This window comes from Primorskyibacter marinus (genome assembly GCF_003313245.1).
In the GTDB taxonomy this organism is placed as follows: Bacteria; Pseudomonadota; Alphaproteobacteria; order Rhodobacterales; family Rhodobacteraceae; genus Primorskyibacter; species Primorskyibacter marinus.
The window spans coordinates 376,727-399,546 of sequence record NZ_QJSD01000001.1; the positions used below are offsets into that span (position 1 = coordinate 376,727).

Here is a 22,820-nt window from a genome sequence, read left to right on the forward strand (position 1 = left end):
CCGAGGTATTTCAGCAATGGCAAACGACATCACGGCAGATATTCTGATTATCGGCACTGGCATCGCTGGCGCGATTGCAGGTGCGAAACTGGCGCAAAAGGGGCTGAAGGTCGCTTTTCTGGAAAGCGGCAGGCGTATCGACAGATATGATGCGGTAGAAACCTTCTGGAAAGCAAAGATCAAGGTGCCGGAATCGGCTTACCCCAACGACCCCACCGCGCCGCATCCTTTGACCCACCGCATCAGCGATTATTACCAACAAATGGGGCCGGAAAATTTCAAGTCGACCTACATCAAGGTCGTCGGCGGCACCACATGGCATTGGCTGGGAACGACGCTGCGCAATGTGCCCGGTGATTTCAAACTCAACTCGCTTTACGGACACGGCGTCGATTGGCCGTTTGATTATGACGCGCTAGAGCCGTTCTACCTGGCTGCTGAACAGGAAATCGGTGTCGCGGGTGACAGCAGCGAGGATTTGGGTTCTCCACGGTCTGGCGATTTTCCAATGGACATGATCCCGCCAACATATCTGGACAAGCAGGTTGGCAAGGCGCTTGAGGGCACAAAATTTCAACTGCGCGCCACACCTCAGGGACGCAACTCAACCTTTCACGCAGACCGTCCGGAATGCTGCGGTAACGCGTCATGCATCCCGATTTGCCCGATCCAGGCGAAATATGACGCGACGGTGCATGTGAAGCAGGCCGAAGAGGCCGGTGCCGTCGTCTACGATGAGACGACAGCCACGCATCTTAATCTGGGCGATGACAGTGTCATCAAGTCGGTTGATTTCAAACGTGCCGATGGCAGCACCGGAACCGCCACGGGCAAAGTGGTTGTGGTTGCCGCACATGGGATCGAAACCCCGCGCCTGTTGCTGAATTCGGCCCAGGAAGGTGCCCAGAACGGTGTCGCGAACAGCTCTGACCAGGTGGGCCGCAACCTGATGGACCATCCCAGCAAGCTCAGCTGGGCAGAAACGCCAGAGCCGGTCTGGCCATATCGCGGGCCTCTTTCAACATCCGGCATCGAAAATCTGCGCGACGGCGCGTTTCGCAAGGATTATGCGGCATTCCGGATCGAGCTTGGCAATGACGGCCACGCCTGGCCCACCGGTGCGCCACAGTCGACGGCTGACGAACTGGCGAAATCCGGCCTGCGCGGTGCCGAGCTGGACGCGGCGATCAAGGACGCGACATCGCGCCAGGTCCGTCTGGCATCCCTGGTCGAGCAATCGCCCGACCCAGAGAACCGGGTGACGCTTGACCCTGAAAAACGCGATGCCAACGGGATGCCGCTGCCCCGTATCAACTATGATTATTCCGACTACACGCGTGCAGGTCTGGACGCCGCGCAAAAGGCACATGACGAAGTGTTTGCGGCAATGGGCGCGACCAATATCAATCATTCCCCGGACGCTCAGGGATCGGGCCACATCATCGGAACGGTGCGCATGGGCACCGACGCCAAAACGGCGGTGGTGGATGCCGATCTGCGCAGCTTTGACCATCGCAACCTGTTCGTGTTGGGGTCAGGCACGTTTCCCACGTCGGCCACCGCCAACCCCAGCCTTACGATTGCCGCCTTATCGCTGCGTGCGGTAGATGTGATCGCAGCAAGCGTCACATAAAGCGACATGGGCGGACCAGACTGTGCAATTTAGCAAAGGTGTCACAAACCCCCGGCCTGATTGAACCGGAGCGCAGGCGAAATGGTCCATTCGACTTTGCAGACCTGACTAAAGGGAAAGCTCGGCAGCGTCATATCCAATAGACGCTGCCGAGTAGTTGCTGAAAGTCGGTGGATATTCGTGTCATAACGCGCGCCCACCCTGCCCGCAGCTGATTAGCACGGTGCGCAATGGGCGAGGGATACATTGGAACCGCTGCAATTGCAGTATGCGCTAGTCAGCTTCCAGATACGCTTTCAAGGCAACGGCATTGTTGTGTTCTTCGTCCTTCGCTCCGAAAACCAACGTGACGCGCCCGGCATCGACACGTTTGCGCAAGGCGTCGACGTCTTCTTTGTTGGCGTCCAGTTCCTTGGCATATTTTTTCTTGAACCCGTCCCATTTGTCCGGGTCGTGATCGAACCAGTCACGCAGATCGTCGCTGGGGGCGATCTCTTTCATCCAGTCGTCCAGTTGCAAGTCTTCTTTGGAAACACCGCGCGGCCAGATCCGATCCACAAGAATCCGCTGTCCGTCTGCGTCACCGACCTCGTCATAGGCGCGTCTCAACCAGATTTGGGTCATGTCCGTTCTCCTTTATTGTCTGATTGAAGAACGGCGTCAGCAGGGTTCAGGTTCCAATCACGACCTGTCTCAACCGGCCGACGAGACATCAAGACGCTGCGCCGCGGTCAGGCTTGCCGGAAAGCTGCCATCCCGTCCCTAGCGTTTGGCGCAGCTGTTGTTGCCGCCTTGGGCCGCCTGATGTCAGGAACGGTGACAAACGGAACCGTCGGCAAGAACGACAATATCCATTGGAACATCCCACGGCATCGGAAAAATTGTCGAGATGATGCAATCGGCAAATCCGACACCGATCACCTTTGGCATCGGGTCGAGCAGCGCCAAGGTGCGGTCGTAATACCCGCCACCATTGCCAAGCCGAAAACATGCCTCATCCGCGCCCAGCAATGGTGAAATCACGACATCCGGCTTCATGGCTTCGCCCTTGGCAGGCACCGGGATGTTCCACACACCGCGTTCCATTGCACAGCCCGGCGACCAGTCGCGGAAGATCAACGGAGCATTCTTTTTGACCACGACCGGAAGAAGCACATTGGCACCGGCATCATGCGCCCGCGCCATCCAGTCACGAAGATCCGGTTCGCCCCGAATGGGCCAATAGGCCGCGATGCGCATGCCTTGTTGCGGCGCGACAATGGTCTCAAGCGTCCGGGATAGTTTTGTGGTCATCGCGGCGCGCTGCGGCGTCGAAATGCGCCGCCGGGCATCCATCAGCCGGGCCCGCTCTGCGCTGCGAAAGCGGGCCACATCCCGCATCGTCGCGGGGTCCACGGGGTTTCCATCAACCAGAAGATGCGCCATGCATGGGTCCGACCCACCGCTGTCGCCGTCATCTTCCATGTTCATCCCTCTTGTGGTGCAGCCACGGTTTTTTGGTCCGACGGTGCCGGTGCGTTCAATGTGCTCCGCGCGAGCGCGCTGATCAAGTCCGTGCGGGTCACGATCCCGATGATGCGGTCAGCTTCCAGCACCGGCACGGCATCTACCTCGCCATCCGCCATCAACGGCAGAAGCGCCGCGAGGGATGTCGATGGGCGCGCGCAGGGACCGTCAGCCGCCATGATGTCGGATGCTGTCAGTGGCGCATCGCCGGTTCTGTCCATCAAACGTCGCATGGCAGACCGAAAGGTGCGCCGACTCTGGTTCGTTTCCCGGCTCGCGCGGTCGATCAGATGCATCTGGAAAATGACCCCCAGATAATAATTGCCCGCGCCGATAACCGGCAAACAGGTGAATCTGTGCTGTCGGAACAACCCCGCGATCTCCGCCAATTTTGTATTACTGCGGACCGTCACCAGATTGCGGGACATGATGTCGGCCGCCGCCATCGGGTTCGTCCGATGCGTGGCCGCCTGAATTTCCGCGGCCCCGATCAGCCTGGCCAGATCCTCGACGCCCAGGTTGAACGACTGCCGATACCGGTTGAGAAGGTTGGTCAGTTCTTCCTCGGACAGCCCCAGACGTTCCATCGGTTCGGGGTCAGAGGTGCCGTGCGTGTTCGGGTCGTCGAATTGCCGGAACGGGTAATGCCGACCCGTCAATCTTCCATATGCGATTGCAATCAGAACAAGCAGAACCGTGCCCAGGGCAATCGGCGTCAATGCGAACATGAAGCCCAGTTCATCGACCGCATCGGGGCTCATTGCGACGGTCATCGCGACTGCACCCGCCGGAGGATGCAACGCCCGGCACAGAATCGTGGCGGCGATGGCAAGCCCTACGGACAGGGCGATACGAAGCATCGGTTCCGCGACGATCAGACACACAGCGACCGCCACGACGGCGGCAACCGAATTGCCGACAATCGCCGACCAGGGCTGTGCCAAGGGGCTGTTCGGTACGGCAAAAAGAAGGACGGAACTTGCGCCGAACGGCGCCACAAGGAACAGGCCCAGGTTGAAATCAACCGAGGATGACAGGACCAACAGCCCACAGATCGCAAGTCCGACAAAGGCACCAAGACCCGCCCGCGCAGCTTCAAGTGGAGATGTGCCCGCGACTGCTGGACCAAATGAGCTAAGTTTTGACAAAGATCCACCCCGGCGAATTTTGCAACCTCAACGCGACCTGTGCTTGCTAAGGCAAGCGCCGCACGAGTGCCCGCTTATTCAGGGCAACGACCCGATTGTAAATATTGAAGATACGGTTAAGAAACATCTTTCAGGTGCGGTGAACGCGGTCGCGACCATTTCGAAGATCAGCAATCAGCCTTGTGACCTTCTCTGTAGCTTCAATCCGGGATCAGCACGCAATCATCTTCGCGATGTTCCCAATCAATTTCCACCGTCGCATGCGCAATGCCGAACGTGGTGGACAGGCAGTGCTTGATCGCGGCTGTGGTCGCGGCCGGATCAGCGCCGTCTCTCAGGCGCACCTCCATCGTGGCGACGGGCTGCCCGGAGGTGATCGACCACACATGCACATGCTGAACATCTTCGACACCCGGCACGTCGGCCACCAGCGTCTGCTGCATGTCCGACACGACGATATTGTTCGGCGCGCCCTCCATCAGCACATTCATCGACGCCTTGAGCAACATCCACGCGCTGCGCAGCACAATCATCGACAGCAGCACCGACAGGATAGGATCAATCGGCGTCCAACCCGTCAGCCAGATCGTGATCGCCGCCACAATTGCCGCAACCGAGCCCAGAAGGTCACCCAAGACATGCACCATCGCGCCGCGGATATTGACATGATCGCGGTCGCCGCGGCGGAGCATCCAATAGACGCCGATATTGACCACCAAGCCCAGCACCGCAATCACCAGCATTGGCCCTGCCAAAACCGGGCTGGGGGCTATCAGGCGCATCACCGCCTCCCACGCGATCCAGCCGACGAGCAAAATCAACGTCACCGCGTTGACGAACCCGGCCAGAATCTCAAACCGCATATAGCCGAACGTCCGGCGATCATCGCTCTTTCGGCGACCAAAGCGAAACCCTGCCCAGGCCAAAGCCAGCGCTGCCGCATCGGTCAGCATATGCCCGGCATCGGCGATCAGCGCCAGCGAGCCGGACAGCAGCCCACCGATCAGTTCCGCGAGCATGAAACAGAAGGTCAGCAGAAAGGCGACCAGCACCACCTTTTCGTTTTCCGAACGCACCTTGGGTGCATGGTGGTGGCCACCCGAGGAATGATCGTGATTGTGATCGTGTGGCATACTGGCTCTCTGAGACGGCCGCACCGGCAAGATGTACAATGGACATGCGGACAAATCCCGCATTTGAAAGTAGCATTCGAATGAAGCGGATAAAACGCACGATTTGTGCAATTGTTCCCGCGTCCTAACAGCACGCGTTCATGGACATCTGTAATGCGTCACGATTGACTCGGCAAGGATAGTATACAATCATACGAAACTAATGAGAGGATCATTCGATTGGCCGTACCGACCTTCAGCCGAATTAGCTGTCCGATCGACTTTGACAAGGATGGACGGCAGGCAGGATATGCACGCGCCCCGCTGTCACGCAACACAGCAGGATGGGGCGTGATCGAAATTCCGATAATCAGCATCAAGAATGGCACGGGACCAACAATCCTGCTGACCGGCGGCGTGCATGGCGACGAATATGAGGGTCAGATTGCCATTTCCCGGCTGGCCCAGACATTGGACCCCGGCGAGGTTCAGGGCCGCGTTATCATGCTGCCTTGCGTAAACGTCCCTGCGGCATTGGCGGACACGCGGCTTTCTCCGATAGACGGGTTTGACATCAACCGGTGTTTTCCAGGCGATCCACGCGGCACATTCAGCCCGATGCTGGCGCATTTTCTGGACAGCGTCGTGCTCCCCTACGCCGATGTGTCCATTGATATGCACACCGCTGGCCACAGCTGCGATTCCGCCTTATCGACCAACATGCATCACTCGAAAGACGCGGAAATGCTGCACAAGACCCTGCGGGCAGCCGAAGCCTTTGGCGCGCCTTACAACGTGGTCTTCGCGGGCGTTGACGAGGGCGCGACCTTCACCTCCTGCGTCGAGGCGCGCGGGCTGGTGTCTTTGGGAACGGAACTGGGCGGCTGGGGACGGGTCAGCATTGACGGCGTGCGGGTCGGCTCTTGCGGCATCCGAAATATCCTGAAACACTTCAATGTTCTGGAGGGCACTCCGAAGGCAAGGCATGAAGACGGAACCCCGGTCACGCGCCACATGATGGTGCGCGGTTCCGACGCCTATCTGACCGCACCACGCACAGGCATATTCGAGCCCACACATTATCACGGTGCCACGGTGTCTGCGGGTCAGATTGCGGGGTATCTGCACTTTCCCGAAGACATCGACACACCCGCGCATATCCTGCACTACCCGCGTTCCGGCGTGATCTGGATGGGGGCAGGTCCGGGGCGCGTGACGCGCGGTGATCCCGTCGCCGTCCTTATGGAAGATTTCCGCGATGACTGGCCGTAAAGCCGCCACCAAACCTGGCAGAACCGCAGCGCAACGCAGCGCAGCGCCGCGACCGAACATCCTGTACATCATGTCCGACCAGCATTCACGCCGCGTGGCCGGGTGCTATGGCGACCCGGTCGCCCAAACGCCCAACCTGGACCGGTTGGCCGCGCGCGGTATGCGGTTTGACAACGCCTACTGTCCGTCGCCGATCTGCGTGCCCAGCCGGATGTCGGCCTTTACCGGGCAATACCCGTATGAGCAGCGATGCTGGACGCTTCAGGACCATCTTGGCAGCGACCGCCCGACCTGGATGCATGCGCTTGGCGCGGCAGGATACCGGCCCACCCTGATCGGCCGCATGCATTCTGTCGGCCCCGACCAGATGCACGGGTTTTGCGAACGGCTGGGCGGAGACGCAGGGCCAAACTGGCCCGGTGTCCCGACGCAAGGCCTTGGCCCGCTGGCTTGGGCGCAGGGGCCGGGGGCCACCTCGTTGCAGCGGTCGGGTGCGGGGCGGTCTGGCTATCAGACGGTTGACGAGGAAACGGCCGCGCTCGCCTGTGACTGGCTTGGTGCCAAAGGCGGCGAGACCACGAAGACTCGCGATCCGTTCTGCCTGATGGTCGGGTTTCTGTTGCCACATTGCCCGTTTGTTGCCGACCCCAAGGATTACGCGGTCTTTGAGGGCAAGGTGCCGCCACCGTCACAGCCGACCCCCGATCCGGAACATCCCTGGCTGGCCAGATGGCGCAAGGATTGCGGCCTTGAAAAGACCAGTGTCGAGGATATGACCCGCGCCCGCGCCGCCTATTACGCGCTGGTCATGCGGATGGACCGGCTTATTGGCCAAGTGCTGGATGCGCTTGCGAAGGCAGGGCTGGATGACAACACATTGATTGTTTATTGCTCCGATCACGGGGAACAGATCGGCGAACACGGCCATTGGTGGAAAAACACCTTCTACGAGGACTCCGTCGCCATCCCGTTAATCCTGTCCTGGCCCGGTCGCGTTCCTGAAGGCACGCAACGCAGCCAAGTCACCAATCTGATGGATATTGGCGCGACGCTGATCGACGCCGCTGGCGCACCTGCCCTGCCCGCCTCGCACGGGCGCAGCCTGCTGCGGCTCTGCAAACAGCCCGTACCAAGATGGGACAACGTCACCTTCTCGGAATATGTCACCGATACAACCGCCAACTGGTGCGGGTCCGAACCGACGCGCCAGCGGATGATCCGCAAAGGGCGTTACAAGCTGATCTATATCGATGGCTATGAACCGATGCTGTTCGATCTGGAAACCGACCCCCATGAGGCCGACGATCTGGCGGATGTGCCAGAGCTTGCCGACATCCGCTCACAATTGACTGCCGAAGTGCTGGAGGACTGGGATCCGGTCAAGATCGCGCAAGAGGTCCGTAACCGTGAGCGCGAGAAAGCGATCCTGCATGAATGGGCCAGCCGGACCCGGCCGGAACAACGCCATGTCAGGCCTCTTGATCCCGCCGAAAGCTGGCTGGAACCGCCGGTCTCGAAATAACTGCTGAAAGGGTTGCCGATGAAACGTATTCTGATCGTCGCCCTTCAGCAGGAGGTATCCAGCTTCAACCCGGTTCGCAGCACCCGCGCCGATTTCCAAGAGCATCCGGGCCAGGATATGCGGCAGGCCTTTGCAGGCACCGACACCTATGCCGGAGGCGCGCTGGAAGTGCTGGAACGTGCGGCCGATGTCACGCCGATTTGCGTCTACTCCGCCACCGCGTGCAGCGCCGGGACATTGCAGCATGAGGATTTTCTTGCTTTGAAAGCGACGCTGCTTGACGCCGTGCGTGAACACATGGCCGACGGCATCGACGGTATTCTGTTCCTGCTGCACGGCGCGATGGCCACAACGGCAGAGACCGACCCCGAGGGCGATATTCTGGAAACCGTCCGCGCGCTTGTCGGCCCAAAGCCCGCCTTTACCATGTCATTGGATCTGCACGGCATTCTGACCGCGCGGATGATCGCCGCCTGCCCCGCATTCGAGACATTGCGCACCTATCCGCATGTGGATTTCGCCGATACGGGTGCGCGGGCGGCGCGGTTGATGCTGCGTCTGCTGCGCGAGGATCTGTGCCCTGTCGTGGCACGGCTGCGCATTCCGATGCTGGTGCGCGGCGACGAATGCATCACCGAGACCGGCATATACGGTCAATACATGGCCCGCGCGATGGCGCGCGCCGCCTCCGACGGGCTGCTTGCGGCCACCGTGATGATCGGCAATCCTTTCACCGATGTGCCAGAACTGTGCTGTCAGGTTCTGGCCATCAGCGATGGCGATGCCCAGAAAGCCGAGACTGCGGTGCGCGACATTGCCGACGGGTTCTTCGATCACCGTGCCACCATGCAGGCCGATCTTGTCTCGCTGAATGACGCGATTGGGTTGGCCCGAGACGGGCGATTTCCGCTGATATTGAAGGACGCCGCAGACGCGCCCAGTTCCGGCGCATCGGGCGACAGCGCAGAACTGATCCATGCGCTGCTTGACGCCGATGTGACCGCTACGATCCTCGCCCCCATTGTCGATGCGCCCACGGTGGCGCGGGCATTCGAGCTGGGCGTCGGTGTCACCGCCTGTTTCCATCTTGGCGGAAGCGGCGACAGACGGTTCACGCCGGTCAAGGTGAAGGCGAAAGTCGCGATGCTTTCGGACGGTCACTACCGAATGGAGACTTGGGGTACTTGGGACAGTGCAGGCCCCTGCGCCAAACTGCGCAGTGGCAATCTGACCGTGATCGCTTCGACCCGGCCGGTGCAACTATTTGATCGGTCTCTGTTTCTTGGTCATGGCGAAGATCCGCGTGGATTTGACATCACGGTGGTAAAGTCCCCGCATTGCCAGCACCGCTATTTCGACGCCTGGGCCGATACGGTTGTGTCCGTGGATGCGCAAGGTGCGACATCTGCCCGGATCGAGACGCTGGGCCACAGGCTGTGCCAACGGCCGATATATCCGCTCGATCCGATCACAACATTTACACCGCAGATCGAGATTTTCAGCTGACCCGTTTGCGCAGGTGATAGGTCAGCGCGCTGGCAATGAACATCCGCAACCTGTCCTCTTGCAGCGGCTCCCCGGTGTCGAGAAGAATGGCGCGATTGCCCTCATACCGGAACGCATCGGGCAGGATGGCGCGGAAATCCGAAATCAGTGTCGTTTGGCAATGGGTATAAAGCGCCACCCCGCCCGTTTTCGGCACCCCCAGCCGGATGGTGGAACCGGACTTGCTCTGTTCTGTAAGATAGGCAGGCTGGCCCCATTTCAGCACTTCCTGCAATGCCCCCACGCCCGGCGTCTGGGTCGCCGTTTCCAATATCAGCCGACGCAAACCCAGAAGATGCGGGCGCGCCGGTTCTGGAAACGCAGCGAATGCGGCGGCGACGGACGGGGTCTGAAAGGCGGGCTCGGCATTGGTCATGTGGCAAGGCTATGGCGCGCGCGGCGGCCTGTCAAAGCCGCATCAGTTCTCGTCGTCTTGCGGCCCGCGCACATATCCATCGCCATCATGGCTATATCAAAGGTTGCGCAAGCGCGGGTCCAGCGTATCGCGCAGCCCGTCGCCAATGATATTCAACCCCAGCACCGTCATCGCGATGGCAATGCCGGGCATCAACGCAACCCAGGGCGCTTCCTGAATATAGGACCGCCCCTCGGCGATGATGTTCCCAAGGCTCGGCGTCGGCGGCGGCGGACCGACGCCCATGAAGCTCAGCACCGCTTCGGCCAGGATCGAGACCGAAAAGACAAAGGTCAACTGCACGATCAGCGGTGGCAGCGCGTTGGGCAATATGTGTTTCAACACGATCCGCGCATGGCTGGCCCCGCAGGCTTTTGCTGCCTCGACATAAGGCATTTCGCGCAACACCAGCACGGACCCACGCACGATCCGGGCGGTGCGCGGCGTGAAGGTGATGGTCAGCGCAAGCGCCGCGTTGGTCACGGACGGCCCCAGAACCGCCGCCAAGGCAATCGCCAGAAGGATACCCGGAAAGGCCATCAACCCGTCCATCACCCGCATGACCGGGCCATCAAGCCACCTGACATAGCCGGTGAGCGTCCCGACGATGACCCCCAGAACGCCAGTGGCGACAACCACAAGCAGCCCGACCAGCAACGACAGCCGCGTGCCATGAATCACCCGGCTGAGGATGTCGCGCCCGAAAGCGTCGGTGCCAAAGATATTCACCGCGTCAGGCGCGCTCAGCAAGGCGCGGAAGTTGTTCTTGTTGGGATCGAACGGGGCGATGAGATCGGCGAATATCGCCAGAAGCACGATGAACCCGAACAGCGCCCCGCCCACCTGGATGGATCGGTGCCGAGCGGCCGTGCCAAGGCCTTGCTTCAGATGCGCCACCCACGCGCGGCTTGCGCTTATGTCGGGAACAGTGGCCTCAACGGTCATTGCGGACACGCGGATCGACGATGGTGTAGAGTATATCCACCGCTATGTTGACGAAAACAAAGATGCCCGCCGTCATCAGCAGCCCGCCTTGCACAATCGGGTAGTCGCGGTTCTGGATCGCACCGATGATCAGCCGCCCGACGCCGGGCAGCGAATAGACCACCTCGATCACGACGGTGCCGCCAAGCAGCAGCCCTGTCATGATCCCCACCAGCGTGATCACCGGGATCAGCGCATTGCGCAGCGCATGCTTGAACAGCACGAGGCCACGCGGCAATCCCTTGGCCTTGGCGGTGCGGATATAATCCTGGCCCATTTGCTCCAGCATGCTGGACCGGACCATGCGCGCGATCACCCCCATCTGGGTGAAGGCCAGCGTGCAGGCCGGCAGGGTCATGCTGCGCAGCCAGCCAAGCGGGCTTTCGGTGAACGGCGTGTAGCCGCCGGTGGGAAACCAGCCCATGCCGACCGCGAAGAAGAAAATCAGCACCAGACCGAACCAGAAATCCGGCAATGACAGGCCCAGCAGCGCCCCGGTCATGGTGACCTGATCAATCCAGTTGTTGTGGTTTGTCGCCGCCAGCACGCCCAGCAGAACCCCGAAAATGACGGCCAGCACAAGCGACATGAAGGCCAGCGACAGCGTGACCGGCAGGCGTTCGAACACCGCGTCCACAACCGAGCGGTGCAACAGGTAACTTTGGCCCAGATCGCCCTGCAACAGGTTCCCGTACCAGCGAAACGCCTGAATATGGATAGGCTGATCAAGCTGGAGGCGTTGGCGTATCGCCTCCAGCTCGGCTGCCGTGGCGTCCGGACCGGCGATCTGGGAGGCGACATCGCCGGGCACAAGCCACATCAGAAGAAAGGTCACTAGCGACACCACGAAAAGCACCGGGATCGCCGAAAGCACGCGGGAGAGGATGTATCTCGTCACTAAAGGCATCTCCTGGGCCTATTCCGGTCCCCGTCCCGCCACGCGCTTGTCGGTCCGGGGGCTTTCAACGCCGGCCAGTCGTTCCGGCAGGCGTATGATCTTATACGTTCAGTCTTCCAGCCAGATGTCGTTCAGACGCGGCGCGCGAAACGGCTTGAACCCTTTCAGCCGGGCAGAGCCCGCCTGCATCCGCCCGACATCGCCGATCTTGATCTGCGGAACCAGATCGTAAATCGCGGTCTGGATTTCGGCAAAGGCTTTCTGCCGGTCCTCTACCGTCTTGCCGGTGATCAGGCGGTTATAGCTTTCTTCGAACACATCCGCCGTGCCGCGCATATGGGTCTGGTCGCCCCGCATCTTGGCGGCAATGCCATATGGTCCCAGGAACGGCTCCAGCCCCTGCATCAGCGTCCAGCCGTTCCAGCCTTCGTCTGTCAGGCGGATCTTCAGCACAGTCGCCCAGTCCAGCTGTTTGACCACGGCGTTGATGCCGATAGGTTTCAGTTGCTCTGCCAGCACGACCGCGGCGCGGCTGTGTTCGGCATAGTTTGGATCGGTGAGGATCAGGAACTCTTCGCCGTCATAATCCGACTTCGCCAGAAATTCCTTGGCCTTGTCGATATGCGCGCCTTCGTAGATCTCCTTGCCGATGTCCCCGGCATTGTAGGTCCGGCCCGGATATTGCCAGCCATGATTGAGGTCATAAAAGCCTTCGGTGGCGATCGCCATCACCTCTTCCGGCTCTATCGCATACAGCACCGCGCGGCGGAAATTCACATCATCCGTCGGCGGCAGGTTCCAGTTCATGATGAAGGTCAGGAAGGCCCATTGCCGCGCCTCGTAGACGTTCAGGCTGTCATCGGAACTCATCCGCTTGGCGGCGGGCACCGGGATCTGGTCGGCCCATTGCACCTCTCCGGCTTCAAGCGCCGCGATACGCGCGCCGGCCTCGGGGATGATCCGGAAAACGGCGCTGTCCAGATAGGCGGTTTTCTTGCCGCCAAAGCCAGTGGGGCCGTCGAAATCCTCGTTCGGGACGTAATCGGCAAACTTTTCCAGCGTCACATGATCGTCGGGGACAAATTCCACGAACTTGAAGGGGCCGGTGCCGATGATCTCGATCTCATTGGCGGGTTTTGCGGCCTCTTCGGCGGGGATGATGACGGCAGGTGCCCGAGGCGACGAGAACCCCTCGATAAAGGTGGGTGTCGCCTCTGACATATGGAACGTCACCTCGTAATCGCCGGTGATCTCAATCTCTTCGACCTTGTCCAGCATGCCGCGCGTGGCCCCGACCTCGCGGTAGCGTTCAAGCGAGGCCTTGACGTCCTCGGCCGTCATTTCCTTGCCGTTATGGAACAGAACCCCCTGTCGCAGCGGAAAGACATAGGTCAGCAGATCATCGGATGGCTCGATGCTCTTGGCCAGCATCGGGATCGGGTTGACGTTTTCATCAATGGCGACCAGCGGCTCATAAATGTTCATGTTGATGTTGCGCGCCGTTTCCGACGAAGAGGTCATGGCGTCAAGACTGGGCGGGTTTGCGCTTTGCGCCAAGACAAGCTTGCCGCCTTCAACCTGCCCCACGACCGGAGAGGCCGCAATGCCCAGCACCAAAGCGGGAATTGCCAGCGCCTTGCGCAGCCTGGCCTTGTTGGTGATCCGTTTCTGTTTACGCATAGCTTTCTCCCCTGATTGAACACGGCTCAGCCCGATCAGCATGCAACGTAAAAATGCAGCGGCCCTTGTTTTTTCGTATTATCGTATACGATGAAAGGCTTGATGCAATCCATATTTGAGAATAGATTTCAATTGCGCGCATGTCATGGCAAGACGCGGCCCGAGGCTGGCCCCGAACCATGTGCAGACCGACAAGGATCAAGATAAGATGAAACCGCCATCACGGCAGAGAATAAAGACCCAGCTTGCTCCGATCGCGCCCAGGATGCTTGCAGAAACCATTGTCGATGCGATTGTCGAGGCTGCGGCCAAGGGACAATTCCTGCCCGGCGACCGCATCATCGAAGCCGATCTTGCCCGCCAGTTGAATGTCAGCCGTGTACCGGTGCGCGAAGCGCTGCGCCTGTTGGAAAGCCGCGGTGTGGTGGAAAACACGCCCTATCGTGGCATGCGCCTTATGGAAGTCTCCAAGGACAGCATGCGCAGCCTGCGCAAGGTTCGCCTGACGCTGGAAATGCTGGCTGCGACCGAGATTCAGAACCGCGCGGAAAAGGAACCCGAACTTCTGGGTCCACTGGCCGAATGCGTGCAATCACTTCGCGATGCCTCTCGTGCCAAGGATTATTACCGCGTCGCCATCCACGACATAGAATTTCATCGCCGTCTCTGTCAGGTGCCGGGCAATCGCGCGCTGATGCAGGCATGGGAACCGCTGGCGCAACAATTGACCATCGTGATCGGGCTTTCGACTTTTCTTCAACCCACACTGGTCAACATCATCGAGGAACATGAAGAATTGCTGGGGATCCTACAGAAAGGCACCCACGAAGAGCTGGAACGCAATATGCAAACCCATATCCTCGAAGTGCCCGATGCGGTAAATTACGAACGGCTTCGCGCCAATCGCGACAACGTCAAAAAGCAAGATCCGTGATCGGGTAATCATCCCCGGCCTCGGCCAGAAGTCGGATCAGCTTTTGGTGCATATCGCGTACGCGTTCGGGGTCTTGCTCGATCAGGTTGCGCTGCTCGAACGGATCGGTAGCAAGATCATGCAGCATCCACGGCCGGACCCCATTTGTGGCGTTACCCAACACGGTGTATTTTGTATCCCGCGTGCGAATGCCGCGCCAGGTCTCGTCATGGTAACGCCGGTTCGGGCGCAGTTCTGCTGTGAATTCCAACAGGACGCCATCGCGATCCGGTAACGCCCCCTGCCCGGTCACAAAGCCAGAGACATCCAGCCCCGGCAGGTTTGGCGACGCGCCGCCGCCAAGGCCCACCACTGTCGGAAAAAGATCTTCGGTACACAGCGGTATGTCGCTGTGACGTCCAGGGGGGACCAGCCCGGCATCCGTGGACCACAAGACAAACGGCACACCGATGGATTCCTCGAACGGCTCTCCCTTTCCCAGCATACCGTGGCTGCCGCCCAACTCGCCGTGGTCGGACAGGAAGACCACGATGGTTTCCCGATCCGATGGCATCTCCTGCACCGTCTTCAGAAGTGTCCCCATATTGCGATCGATCTCTTCGATCATTGCGTAATAGATCTGCATGTTTGCGACAAAGATCGCATCGCGCTCCGCGCCCCGGACCGCATCGAGCGTCGATCCATCCTTCGCCATTTTTTGCCATTCCGGCGGGAAGGTGCGGATCGCCTGCACATCGACATTCGGTCGTCTCGCATACCCCCCGCGGGAGGCCACCCTCCGGATGGCCTCCTCTGGTGCCGTGAAGGGCGGGTGCGGAGCCTCCACGGACAAAATCAGGAAAGACGGGTCATCACGCGGCACTGACAGCCAGTCACGGGCGCGCTGAAACAGCGCGTCGGTCTGATACCCCTCCAGGGGGACGGACTGATCCGCCTCGCCTTCGAACAAATGCGTGTCGTAGAAATCATTGCGCAGCTCGAACCCCTGCCAATCCGCAAAGCCGCGCCTATGGCTGGCCGGGATTGGCGTCCGGTTGGCCTCTTGCAAGCTCTGCCCGCCAACGATGCCGTACAGCGAATAAAGATGCCATTTGCCAAGATAGCCAGTGTGATAGCCGCAATCCTGCATGGCCTCGCCCAGTGTGCGCTCTGCCGGTGACATGCGGTAGCCCAGCGCGGGGACCATCCGGCTATGCGCATATTCTCCGGTCAGAAACGAAAACCGAAACGGCACACAGGCCGGAAAGGTCGAGGACATGGCATCGAACACCAGCCCTTCTGCGGCCATGCGGTCTATGACCGGCGTGCGCAAATTGCTGTCGCCGTAAAAGCCCAGCGCGTCGCGGCGAAGCTGATCCACCAGCACCACAACGATATTCGGTGCCGCACCCCTCATATCAAAGGCTGCTGACCGCAAATTTCTCAATCACCTCGTAATTAGGTTCAAAACCCAGGCCCGGTGCATCCGGCACATCCATGAATCCGTCTTTCTGCTTGAATGGCTCGCGGGCCAGGTTGCGGGAAATCTCGGACGGCTCCACACAGTATTCCAGCACATAGGCGTTGGGCACGGCAGCAAGAAAGGTCAGCGACGCGGCGGTATTGAGATCCGTGGTAAAGTTGTGATTGGCCACCAGCACCCCCTTGTCGGCGGCATATTGCGCGATCTTCATGGCCTGCGTCAGGCCACAGCGCGTCAGGTCGATCTGCGCCAAACCGATACCGCCTTCATCGATCAACCGCTGAAACCCGCGCAGGGTACATTCTTCTTCTCCTGCCGCCAGACGCTGGGTGATGTTTTCGGAAATCCGTCGATAGCCATTCAGGTCGTCGGGATGCACCGGTTCTTCGATCCAGGCGAGGTTGTAGGGTTCGAACAGCTTGGCGCGCTGGATGGTAGTGGTCGCGTCCCAGATCAGACCGACATCCAGCATGATGTCGAAATCGTCGCCCGCCGCCTTGCGCAGCGCATCAAGATAGGCGCAATCAGTGGCCGGGTCCTTGCCAAACGGCTCCCACCCGAATTTGGCGGCGCTGAACCCTTCATCCCTGGCGGCGCGCAGCCGTTCGGCCGTATCCTCGGGCGTGAACTGGAACATGTTGGAAGAATAGACCCGCAGCTTGTCGCGGTAGCGCCCGCCCAGAAGTTTCCATACCGGTTGATCCAGCGCCTTGCCCTTGATGTCCCATAGGGCCAGATCACAGCCCGCCATCGCCTGAATGACCGCGCCCTCGCGCCCGTAATACAGCGTGCCCTCATACATCTTTGTCCACAACCGCGCGACATCCATCGGATCCTCCCCGATCAGCAGGTTGCGCAATCCGGTCACGATGGTGTGGGACATTGGCGCGTCGATGATTGCCTTCACCACCCAGGGGCAGCCGTCCACTTCGCCCCAGCCGGTCACCCCCGCATCGGTATCGATCCGCACCAGCAAGGCATCCTGCGAACTGTCGGTGCGCGCCTCGATCTCTGGGAGCCGGAGATAAATCGCGGTGACGTCGGTAATCTTCATTCCTGGCTCCAATATCTTTGTTTGCCCCAGCAGGCCCATCCGCGCAACGTCGGCAGCTTTCGGGATCAATGGCCGTAAAGCGCCGCCCTTGTGCAGATGCCGCACAGGTTGACTCGCATTTTTCGGATTGTATAAACGTATACGAAGAGCGCAAGCTGCTATTTTGTAACGCGTCTTTTCGAACGGCTATGTGCATAATGGCCGACATGCAGATTCGGAGATCCGACATGGCGGTTACGCCTTTGCTTTCGGTCCGCGGACTAGGCGTCAGCCTTGGGCGCGCGGCGCTGATCGAAGGGGTCGATCTGGACTTGATGATGGGCAAGACCCACGGGCTGGTCGGAGAATCCGGCAGTGGCAAGTCGGTGTCGGCCATGGCGATCATGCGCCTGCTTGAGCCCAGGCAATTCCGCGTCGAGGCCCAGCGCATCACCTTTGACGGGCGCGACCTGTCGGCGCTTGGCACGACTGAAATGCGGCGCGTGCGCGGGGCAGAAATCTCGATGATCTTTCAAGAGCCGATGACCGCGCTGAATCCCGTGCTTCCGGTGGGCGAGCAAATCGTCGAAACCTTGCGCGTGCATCAAGGGCTAAATCGCGCGACGGCCCGGAAACGCGCGTTGGAAATGCTGGAATGGGTCCGCATTCCCGCAGCCGACAGGCGGATTGACGAATACCCACATCAGCTATCGGGTGGCATGCGGCAGCGTGTGATGATCGCCATCGCCATCGCCTGCCAGCCCAAGCTGCTGATCGCGGACGAACCGACAACGGCGCTGGATGTGACCATTCAGGCACAGATCCTTGAATTGCTGCACGAGTTGCAGCGCGAGTTGGGCATGGGTATTCTGTTGATTACCCATGACCTGGGCGTGGTTGCAGGCTATGCCGACGATGTCTCGGTGATGTATGCTGGCCGGATCATCGAGACCGGGACGACGTCACAGATTTTCGAGCACGCGCTGCACCCCTATACCCAAGGACTGTTGCGCAGCCATCCGCCGGTGGATCGTGATGTGGACGAATTACCAACCATTCCCGGCACTGTACCGCAACCGCATGAACGCCCCAATGGCTGCCGGTTTGGACCGCGTTGCGCGCATTTTCGTCAGATCTGCGACCAGACTGATCCGCGACTGATGGGTTTTGAACATCAGCATCGTGCCGCCTGCATACGCCCCAAAGGTTACCTCTTTGACGAACCGCTGGAGGTCAGTGATGGATGATCGCGGCACGCCCTATCTGCGCATCACCAACCTGACAAAGCACTTTCGGGTCGGACGTGGCGGGCTGCTTGGTCGCAAACGCCCGGTCGTGCGGGCAGTTGACGACGTGTCCTTTTCGATCGCGCGCGGCGAGACGCTGGCCGTGGTCGGCGAATCCGGCTGCGGCAAGACCACTCTGGGCCGTCTGGTGCTGCGTTTGATCGAGGCTGACTCCGGCCGGATCGAGATCGCAGGCACCGAGATACGCGGCCTGGATCATCGCGCCATGCAAGAGTTCCGCCGCCGCGTCCAGATCGTCATCCAGGATCCGTTCGGCTCGCTCAATCCGCGTATGCTGATCGGGCAGGCGATCATGGAACCGCTGGACATTCACTCTGTCGGTACGGCCAAAGCGCGGCGGGCACGGCTTGCCGAACTGCTTGACCTTGTGGGTCTACCGCAAGAGTTTGCCGCGCGCTTTCCGCACCAGTTGTCGGGCGGTCAGCGCCAGCGCGTCGGCATTGCCCGCGCGCTTGCCTTGGAAACCGATCTGCTGATCTGCGATGAGGCCGTTTCGGCGCTTGATGTCAGCGTGCAGGCGCAAATCGTCAACCTTTTGCAAAAGCTCAAGCACGAGCGCCACCTGACCTACCTGTTCATCAGCCATGACATGGCCATTGTCCGTCACATCGCCGACCATATTGCGGTGATGTATCTGGGCGAAATTGTCGAGATCGCACCGAAGGCACAGCTTTTTGCGGCACCCGCGCATCCCTACACCCAGGCATTGCTGAAATCCGTCCCGCGCGCGCGTGTCCAGGAACGGCCAAAACTTGCCATAAAGGGCGACATTCCCAGCCCGATCGACCCGCCCTCGGGCTGCCGATTTCACACCCGCTGCCCGCATGTGATGCAGATCTGCCGCAGCACGCCCCCCCCGCGAACGACTGTTGGCCCGAACCACGGTGCCAACTGCCACCTTCTGACCCCCGCCCTGCCCGCTGCAAAAGGACAGTCCGCATGACCAAACAGCCCAATATCGTCGTGATCTTCTCGGACCAGCACCGCGCCGATGCGATGGGCTGCGCAGGCAGCGCCTTTGTTGAAACGCCCAATCTGGACCGGCTGGGCGCAGAGGGTGTGCGGTTCCAGAACGCCTACACCCCCTGGCCCGTCTGCACCCCCGCCCGCGCGACGATGTGGACCGGCGTCTACCCCCACACCCATCGGATCATCGACAACGTCTACGGCATCGACAATGCGTTCGAAAGCGTCGGCGCGGTCAAACGAACAGTCTTCGACCAGCTACAGGATGCAGGCTACCTGACCGCGCATTTCGGGAAATGGCATCTGGGCGAAGGCCACCCGCCGTTCTTCGACATCTGGGAAGAGAGCTTCAACAGCCGTGTCGGGCATTGGGTGGACGGTCGTCTTGACGGCCAATACCGACCCACCGTGCAGACCGACGCCTGCATCGATTTTCTGCAAGAACAGGCGCATGCGGCCAAAGATCAACCCTTCGTCATGGTCCAAAGCTACTACCCGCCGCATGATCCTTTCACCGCACCTGCGCGTTTCTACGAACCCTATCGCAACAAGGGCGTGCCTTTCGCGGGTTATTACGCCGCTGTCTCCGCGCTTGACCATGAGATCGGGCGCATACTGGACACGCTGGAATCCACAGGACTGCGCGAGAACACGATTGTCCTGTATTACTCCGACCACGGAGAGACCTTCCGCTACCGCCCCGAGGGCGAGCATAAATTCGTCTGCACCGACGATTCGATCCGCATCCCGATGCTGATCTCATGTCCGGGCACAATCGCCGCCGGTGACGTGCGAACGGATCTGGTGGGGTTGCAGGATCTGACACCAACCCTGCTGGAATTCGCCAAGGTGCCGTCGCTGGACCAATGTCACGGGCAAAGTCTCAAACCCTTGCTCGACGGCATGCCCGCCCCGGATTGGCGGCGCGGGTTCTACGTTCAGAACATCACCCATGTCAGCGCATTGCACCAACGCGCATGGCTATCCGAGGGTTGGAAACTCATCGTCTCGGATGATGGCAACCACGAGCTTTACAACCGACATGCCGATCCCGAGGAAGAGCTGAACCTTTTCACCACGCCCCGCACCGATCCCGGTTTCGATCGCTACACCCATTATCCATCTTATCGACCCGTGATCGAACAGATGGTGCGCGACGCCAAGCAATTTGCGCACCGCATAGACGACCACGAAGGTCTTGCGCTCTTGCGGTTGGTGGCCTGACGCGCGATTTTGGTCTTTTTCTCATACGGTTCTGATCGGAATCGTCGTCACAGAGGTGGCGGATTCGACTGTGGATAAGCCCCTGCCAATTCGTCAACATGCTTCAGTTTCATGACTACAGCCATGCAAAATGCCCCAATTTTCATCTCGGGAGGGGGCACCAAGGTCATGTCATGCTTGAAAAACAACACCCTCGAGGGGTGGTGATGGTGCGGTCGGAGAGACTCGAACTCTCACGGGTATTACCCCACAGCGACCTCAACGCTGCGCGTCTACCATTCCGCCACGACCGCACATGATCGGGTAGTGTCGCGGCGTATATCCAAGCGCGTGGACGATGTGAAGGGCATTTTTACGCAAAATCCACCGATCATCTGCAAAGCTCCCATGTTCCGTCAATCTTCTCATATGTTTGGCGTGAAATTCGACTGAAATCCTGCGCATCAATATCTGCGGCGTGACGTTCCACCGTCAGACGCTTTCCGTCTATTTCCAGTAGGTTGAGGTCGTTCGGTTCGCCTCTTACACGACTGGACAGGCCGGTGCCTGCCTGAAGCAACAAGATGCCTTCGGCATCGCGCAGAATCCGTGTGCTCCAAGTGTGCAGATGACCGCACAGCACAATATCCGCGCCACAGCTGTTCAATTCTCGCAAGCCGACGTCGGCATTGCGCATCGGACGTTTATGGGTGTCCGGTTGATGTTCGGGCGGATGGTGCATCATGACGATGCCCAAGCGGTCGTCGCGGCGTCCATCGGGGCCGCACAACAGATGATTGCAAACCCGGCGCAGACTGGTCCGGCGCAACTTGCCACGCTGCCATGCACGGGAATCGGCGGTATTGATGCCGTTGACCAGAACATCGTCCGATTGCCAGCAAGGCTCCAGATCGCGGGCGATGTGCTTGCGAAAGCGCGACCACGGCCACAAAAACCGAACAAGCAGGTTATCAAGCGGCGTGTCGTGATTGCCCGGCACCGACAGCACTTGCGGTGACAAGCGGTCAATAAAGGCCCGTGCGTCCTTGAACTGGTTATGGCGGGCACGCTGCGTCAAATCGCCGGACAGCAGAACAAGGGCCGCCCCTGACCCGTTGATGAAGCGCACCAAGGGATCCAGCAGTTCTGGCCGGTCCTTGCCGAAATGCAGGTCCGAGATATGAACGATGCGCGTCATGCCGGGGCGATCACCCGCAACGCATCATCCCGCAGCCGAAAATTGAACGGTCCCGTCATCGGGAAACGCTCGCCGTCCATGGCGATCACATGGCTTGGTTGCAGCGTTTCAATCTGGATGTCATGTCCGCAGATCAGCTCGAAGTCGCGCTGTGGGTCCATGCCTCTGCGTGCAAGCTTCAAGGCACCGACCAACAGTTGCATGCGCGTACTGTCAGGGGCCAAAAACAGCGCGAACCCACCGTCCCGGATACATTCGGCCCCGTCCAGCCCGAAATGCTCCAGCTGGAACGCACTCCGTGCCACAAAGGCCAGCGGAGTCTTGGCGCGGTGGACCTTGCCATCCACGGTGACTTTCATCCGCAGGGGGGACCGGAACGTCGCAAAGGCACGCAGCACCGACCAATGTGCCGCCAGTTGCGATCTGCCCCAGCGCCTGTATGTGCCCTCGCGCTTCTTCAACACCTCGGGATAAACCCCAAGACTGGCATTGTTGACGAAAGGCCGACCATTCACCTCGCCAAGCGTGAAAGCGCGCGACTGCCCTTCCGCAATCAGATCTATCGCGTCATTGATCTGTTCCGGGATACCCAGCCCTCGTGCAACAAAGTTAAACGTCCCTTGCGGAATGATGCCCATCGTGCGCCCGGACCCGGCTAACTGCCCGGCAATGCCCGAGATTGTGCCATCCCCGCCCGCAGCGACAATTGTACGAAACCCGTCCTTCATGGCTCGGCGGCAGGTATCGGCAAGCAGGTTGCCGCCGTCCATCCTGCGAAGTTCAAACATGCCGGGATGGCGCGCAAAGGCGGACTTCAACGCCGCCACCGTGGCATCGGTTTCCCCTCGTCCAGACGACGCATTAAGGAGGACACAGACGTCTGCGGCAGGCTTTCCCTCCGGCCCCATCTTCATTGTCGTCTCATGCGTTGACACCGGTGCTCTCCTGCCATGCTGCACATTCAACGCGACGAAGCGTTATGGGTTCCTTTTCGTGCGGGCC

General features: G+C 60.1%; 20 protein-coding genes and 1 tRNA gene. 8 read left to right on the forward strand and 13 right to left on the reverse strand.

The genetic code is table 11. From position 1 onward, the window contains the following. The first annotated feature begins 16 nt into the window (after window positions 1–16). Window positions 17–1,633 (forward strand): GMC family oxidoreductase, encoded by a 1,617-nt coding sequence (locus DMZ65_RS01800; RefSeq protein ID WP_116597177.1) that lies wholly within the window; start codon window positions 17–19, stop codon window positions 1,631–1,633. 273 nt (window positions 1,634–1,906) lie between these two features. Here DMZ65_RS01800 and DMZ65_RS01805 read toward each other — a convergent pair whose 3' ends face one another. The 4 genes from DMZ65_RS01805 to DMZ65_RS01820 all read right to left on the reverse strand — a co-directional run bounded on the left by DMZ65_RS01805 (window position 1,907) and on the right by DMZ65_RS01820 (window position 5,420). Then, complete coding sequence (locus tag DMZ65_RS01805; RefSeq protein WP_116597178.1) at window positions 1,907–2,257, reverse strand: DUF488 domain-containing protein; 351 nt, start codon at window positions 2,255–2,257, stop codon at window positions 1,907–1,909. A 183-nt stretch (window positions 2,258–2,440) separates the two neighbouring features. Then, complete coding sequence (locus tag DMZ65_RS01810; protein ID WP_116597179.1) at window positions 2,441–3,097, reverse strand: 5-formyltetrahydrofolate cyclo-ligase; 657 nt, start codon at window positions 3,095–3,097, stop codon at window positions 2,441–2,443. 2 nt (window positions 3,098–3,099) lie between these two features. After that, entirely contained in the window at window positions 3,100–4,287 is a 1,188-nt protein-coding gene (locus DMZ65_RS01815) for an HPP family protein (protein ID WP_116597180.1), read from the reverse strand. A 200-nt stretch (window positions 4,288–4,487) separates the two neighbouring features. Beyond that, window positions 4,488–5,420, reverse strand: a complete 933-nt coding sequence (locus tag DMZ65_RS01820; protein ID WP_116597181.1) for a cation diffusion facilitator family transporter — start codon at window positions 5,418–5,420, stop codon at window positions 4,488–4,490. 219 nt (window positions 5,421–5,639) lie between these two features. On the opposite strand from DMZ65_RS01820, the gene DMZ65_RS01825 reads away from it, so the two are divergent. Genes DMZ65_RS01825 through DMZ65_RS01835 form a run of 3 tightly spaced genes read left to right on the forward strand, consistent with a single transcriptional unit; the run spans window position 5,640 to window position 9,699 of the window. Next, on the forward strand, window positions 5,640–6,671 hold the full coding sequence (locus DMZ65_RS01825) for a succinylglutamate desuccinylase/aspartoacylase family protein (protein WP_116597182.1): 1,032 nt from the start codon (window positions 5,640–5,642) through the stop codon (window positions 6,669–6,671). Further along, a complete protein-coding gene (locus tag DMZ65_RS01830; RefSeq protein ID WP_116597183.1) occupies window positions 6,658–8,193 on the forward strand; it encodes a sulfatase family protein in 1,536 nt (511 codons plus the stop codon). Before DMZ65_RS01825 ends, DMZ65_RS01830 begins: the two co-directional genes overlap by 14 nt. Window positions 8,194–8,211: 18 nt before the next feature. Further along, on the forward strand, window positions 8,212–9,699 hold the full coding sequence (locus DMZ65_RS01835; protein ID WP_116597184.1) for a M81 family metallopeptidase: 1,488 nt from the start codon (window positions 8,212–8,214) through the stop codon (window positions 9,697–9,699). On the opposite strand, the gene DMZ65_RS01840 is transcribed toward DMZ65_RS01835, so the two are convergent. From DMZ65_RS01840 to DMZ65_RS01855, 4 genes are all read right to left on the reverse strand, one after another. Beyond that, window positions 9,692–10,114, reverse strand: a complete 423-nt coding sequence (locus DMZ65_RS01840) for a DUF1801 domain-containing protein (protein WP_116597185.1) — start codon at window positions 10,112–10,114, stop codon at window positions 9,692–9,694. The genes DMZ65_RS01835 and DMZ65_RS01840 overlap by 8 nt on opposite strands. Before the next feature lie 96 nt (window positions 10,115–10,210). After that, on the reverse strand, window positions 10,211–11,098 hold the full coding sequence (locus DMZ65_RS01845; protein WP_116597186.1) for an ABC transporter permease: 888 nt from the start codon (window positions 11,096–11,098) through the stop codon (window positions 10,211–10,213). Then, the gene (locus DMZ65_RS01850; RefSeq protein WP_198662603.1) at window positions 11,088–12,035 is read right to left on the reverse strand and encodes an ABC transporter permease; all 948 of its coding nucleotides are present in this window, start codon (window positions 12,033–12,035) and stop codon (window positions 11,088–11,090) included. Before DMZ65_RS01850 ends, DMZ65_RS01845 begins: the two co-directional genes overlap by 11 nt. Window positions 12,036–12,143: 108 nt before the next feature. Continuing rightward, window positions 12,144–13,715 (reverse strand): ABC transporter substrate-binding protein, encoded by a 1,572-nt coding sequence (locus DMZ65_RS01855; RefSeq protein ID WP_116597566.1) that lies wholly within the window; start codon window positions 13,713–13,715, stop codon window positions 12,144–12,146. Window positions 13,716–13,980: 265 nt separating this feature from the next. Between DMZ65_RS01855 and DMZ65_RS01860 the strand changes: the two genes are divergently transcribed. Continuing rightward, complete coding sequence (locus DMZ65_RS01860) at window positions 13,981–14,649, forward strand: GntR family transcriptional regulator (protein WP_232824849.1); 669 nt, start codon at window positions 13,981–13,983, stop codon at window positions 14,647–14,649. Here the strand turns inward: DMZ65_RS01860 and DMZ65_RS01865 are convergent. Both DMZ65_RS01865 and DMZ65_RS01870 read right to left on the reverse strand, forming a co-directional pair. After that, window positions 14,630–16,045, reverse strand: coding sequence for a sulfatase-like hydrolase/transferase (locus DMZ65_RS01865; RefSeq protein ID WP_116597188.1), 1,416 nt, complete (start codon window positions 16,043–16,045; stop codon window positions 14,630–14,632). The two genes, DMZ65_RS01860 and DMZ65_RS01865, sit on opposite strands and share 20 nt — an antisense overlap. 1 nt (window position 16,046) lies before the next feature. Next, window positions 16,047–17,165, reverse strand: coding sequence for a mandelate racemase/muconate lactonizing enzyme family protein (locus DMZ65_RS01870; protein WP_116597568.1), 1,119 nt, complete (start codon window positions 17,163–17,165; stop codon window positions 16,047–16,049). 227 nt (window positions 17,166–17,392) lie between these two features. On the opposite strand from DMZ65_RS01870, the gene DMZ65_RS01875 reads away from it, so the two are divergent. From DMZ65_RS01875 to DMZ65_RS01885, 3 genes are read left to right on the forward strand one after another with little or no spacing between them, the layout of a single operon-like run. Further along, window positions 17,393–18,391, forward strand: coding sequence for an ABC transporter ATP-binding protein (locus DMZ65_RS01875; RefSeq protein WP_232824850.1), 999 nt, complete (start codon window positions 17,393–17,395; stop codon window positions 18,389–18,391). Continuing rightward, window positions 18,384–19,394, forward strand: coding sequence for an ABC transporter ATP-binding protein (locus DMZ65_RS01880; protein ID WP_116597190.1), 1,011 nt, complete (start codon window positions 18,384–18,386; stop codon window positions 19,392–19,394). Before DMZ65_RS01875 ends, DMZ65_RS01880 begins: the two co-directional genes overlap by 8 nt. Beyond that, a complete protein-coding gene (locus DMZ65_RS01885; protein WP_116597191.1) occupies window positions 19,391–20,641 on the forward strand; it encodes a sulfatase family protein in 1,251 nt (416 codons plus the stop codon). The genes DMZ65_RS01880 and DMZ65_RS01885 overlap by 4 nt, the downstream gene beginning before the upstream one ends. A gap of 207 nt (window positions 20,642–20,848) precedes the next feature. Here the strand turns inward: DMZ65_RS01885 and DMZ65_RS01890 are convergent. From DMZ65_RS01890 to DMZ65_RS01900, 3 genes are all read right to left on the reverse strand, one after another. Further along, a tRNA-Leu gene (locus DMZ65_RS01890) sits at window positions 20,849–20,934 on the reverse strand. Between the two features lie 77 nt (window positions 20,935–21,011). Beyond that, on the reverse strand, window positions 21,012–21,818 hold the full coding sequence (locus DMZ65_RS01895; RefSeq protein ID WP_116597192.1) for a metallophosphoesterase family protein: 807 nt from the start codon (window positions 21,816–21,818) through the stop codon (window positions 21,012–21,014). Further along, entirely contained in the window at window positions 21,815–22,732 is a 918-nt protein-coding gene (locus DMZ65_RS01900; RefSeq protein ID WP_116597193.1) for a diacylglycerol/lipid kinase family protein, read from the reverse strand. The genes DMZ65_RS01895 and DMZ65_RS01900 overlap by 4 nt, the downstream gene beginning before the upstream one ends. Between the last annotated feature and the right edge of the window lie 88 nt (window positions 22,733–22,820).

Bases quoted from the DNA above. Each gene is read 5' to 3' on its own strand.
- DMZ65_RS01800 (WP_116597177.1), top strand. From the start codon at position 17: ATGGCAAACGACATCACGGCAGATATTCTGATTATCGGCACTGGCATC.
- DMZ65_RS01805 (WP_116597178.1), bottom strand. From the start codon at position 2,257: ATGACCCAAATCTGGTTGAGACGCGCCTATGACGAGGTCGGTGACGCA.
- DMZ65_RS01810 (WP_116597179.1), bottom strand. From the start codon at position 3,097: ATGGAAGATGACGGCGACAGCGGTGGGTCGGACCCATGCATGGCGCAT.
- DMZ65_RS01820 (WP_116597181.1), bottom strand. From the start codon at position 5,420: ATGCCACACGATCACAATCACGATCATTCCTCGGGTGGCCACCACCAT.
- DMZ65_RS01830 (WP_116597183.1), top strand. From the start codon at position 6,658: ATGACTGGCCGTAAAGCCGCCACCAAACCTGGCAGAACCGCAGCGCAA.
- DMZ65_RS01835 (WP_116597184.1), top strand. From the start codon at position 8,212: ATGAAACGTATTCTGATCGTCGCCCTTCAGCAGGAGGTATCCAGCTTC.
- DMZ65_RS01840 (WP_116597185.1), bottom strand. From the start codon at position 10,114: ATGACCAATGCCGAGCCCGCCTTTCAGACCCCGTCCGTCGCCGCCGCA.
- DMZ65_RS01845 (WP_116597186.1), bottom strand. From the start codon at position 11,098: ATGACCGTTGAGGCCACTGTTCCCGACATAAGCGCAAGCCGCGCGTGG.
- DMZ65_RS01855 (WP_116597566.1), bottom strand. From the start codon at position 13,715: ATGCGTAAACAGAAACGGATCACCAACAAGGCCAGGCTGCGCAAGGCG.
- DMZ65_RS01860 (WP_232824849.1), top strand. From the start codon at position 13,981: ATGCTTGCAGAAACCATTGTCGATGCGATTGTCGAGGCTGCGGCCAAG.
- DMZ65_RS01865 (WP_116597188.1), bottom strand. From the start codon at position 16,045: ATGAGGGGTGCGGCACCGAATATCGTTGTGGTGCTGGTGGATCAGCTT.
- DMZ65_RS01870 (WP_116597568.1), bottom strand. From the start codon at position 17,165: ATGAAGATTACCGACGTCACCGCGATTTATCTCCGGCTCCCAGAGATC.
- DMZ65_RS01875 (WP_232824850.1), top strand. From the start codon at position 17,393: ATGGCGGTTACGCCTTTGCTTTCGGTCCGCGGACTAGGCGTCAGCCTT.
- DMZ65_RS01880 (WP_116597190.1), top strand. From the start codon at position 18,384: ATGGATGATCGCGGCACGCCCTATCTGCGCATCACCAACCTGACAAAG.
- DMZ65_RS01885 (WP_116597191.1), top strand. From the start codon at position 19,391: ATGACCAAACAGCCCAATATCGTCGTGATCTTCTCGGACCAGCACCGC.
- DMZ65_RS01895 (WP_116597192.1), bottom strand. From the start codon at position 21,818: ATGACGCGCATCGTTCATATCTCGGACCTGCATTTCGGCAAGGACCGG.
- DMZ65_RS01900 (WP_116597193.1), bottom strand. From the start codon at position 22,732: ATGAAGATGGGGCCGGAGGGAAAGCCTGCCGCAGACGTCTGTGTCCTC.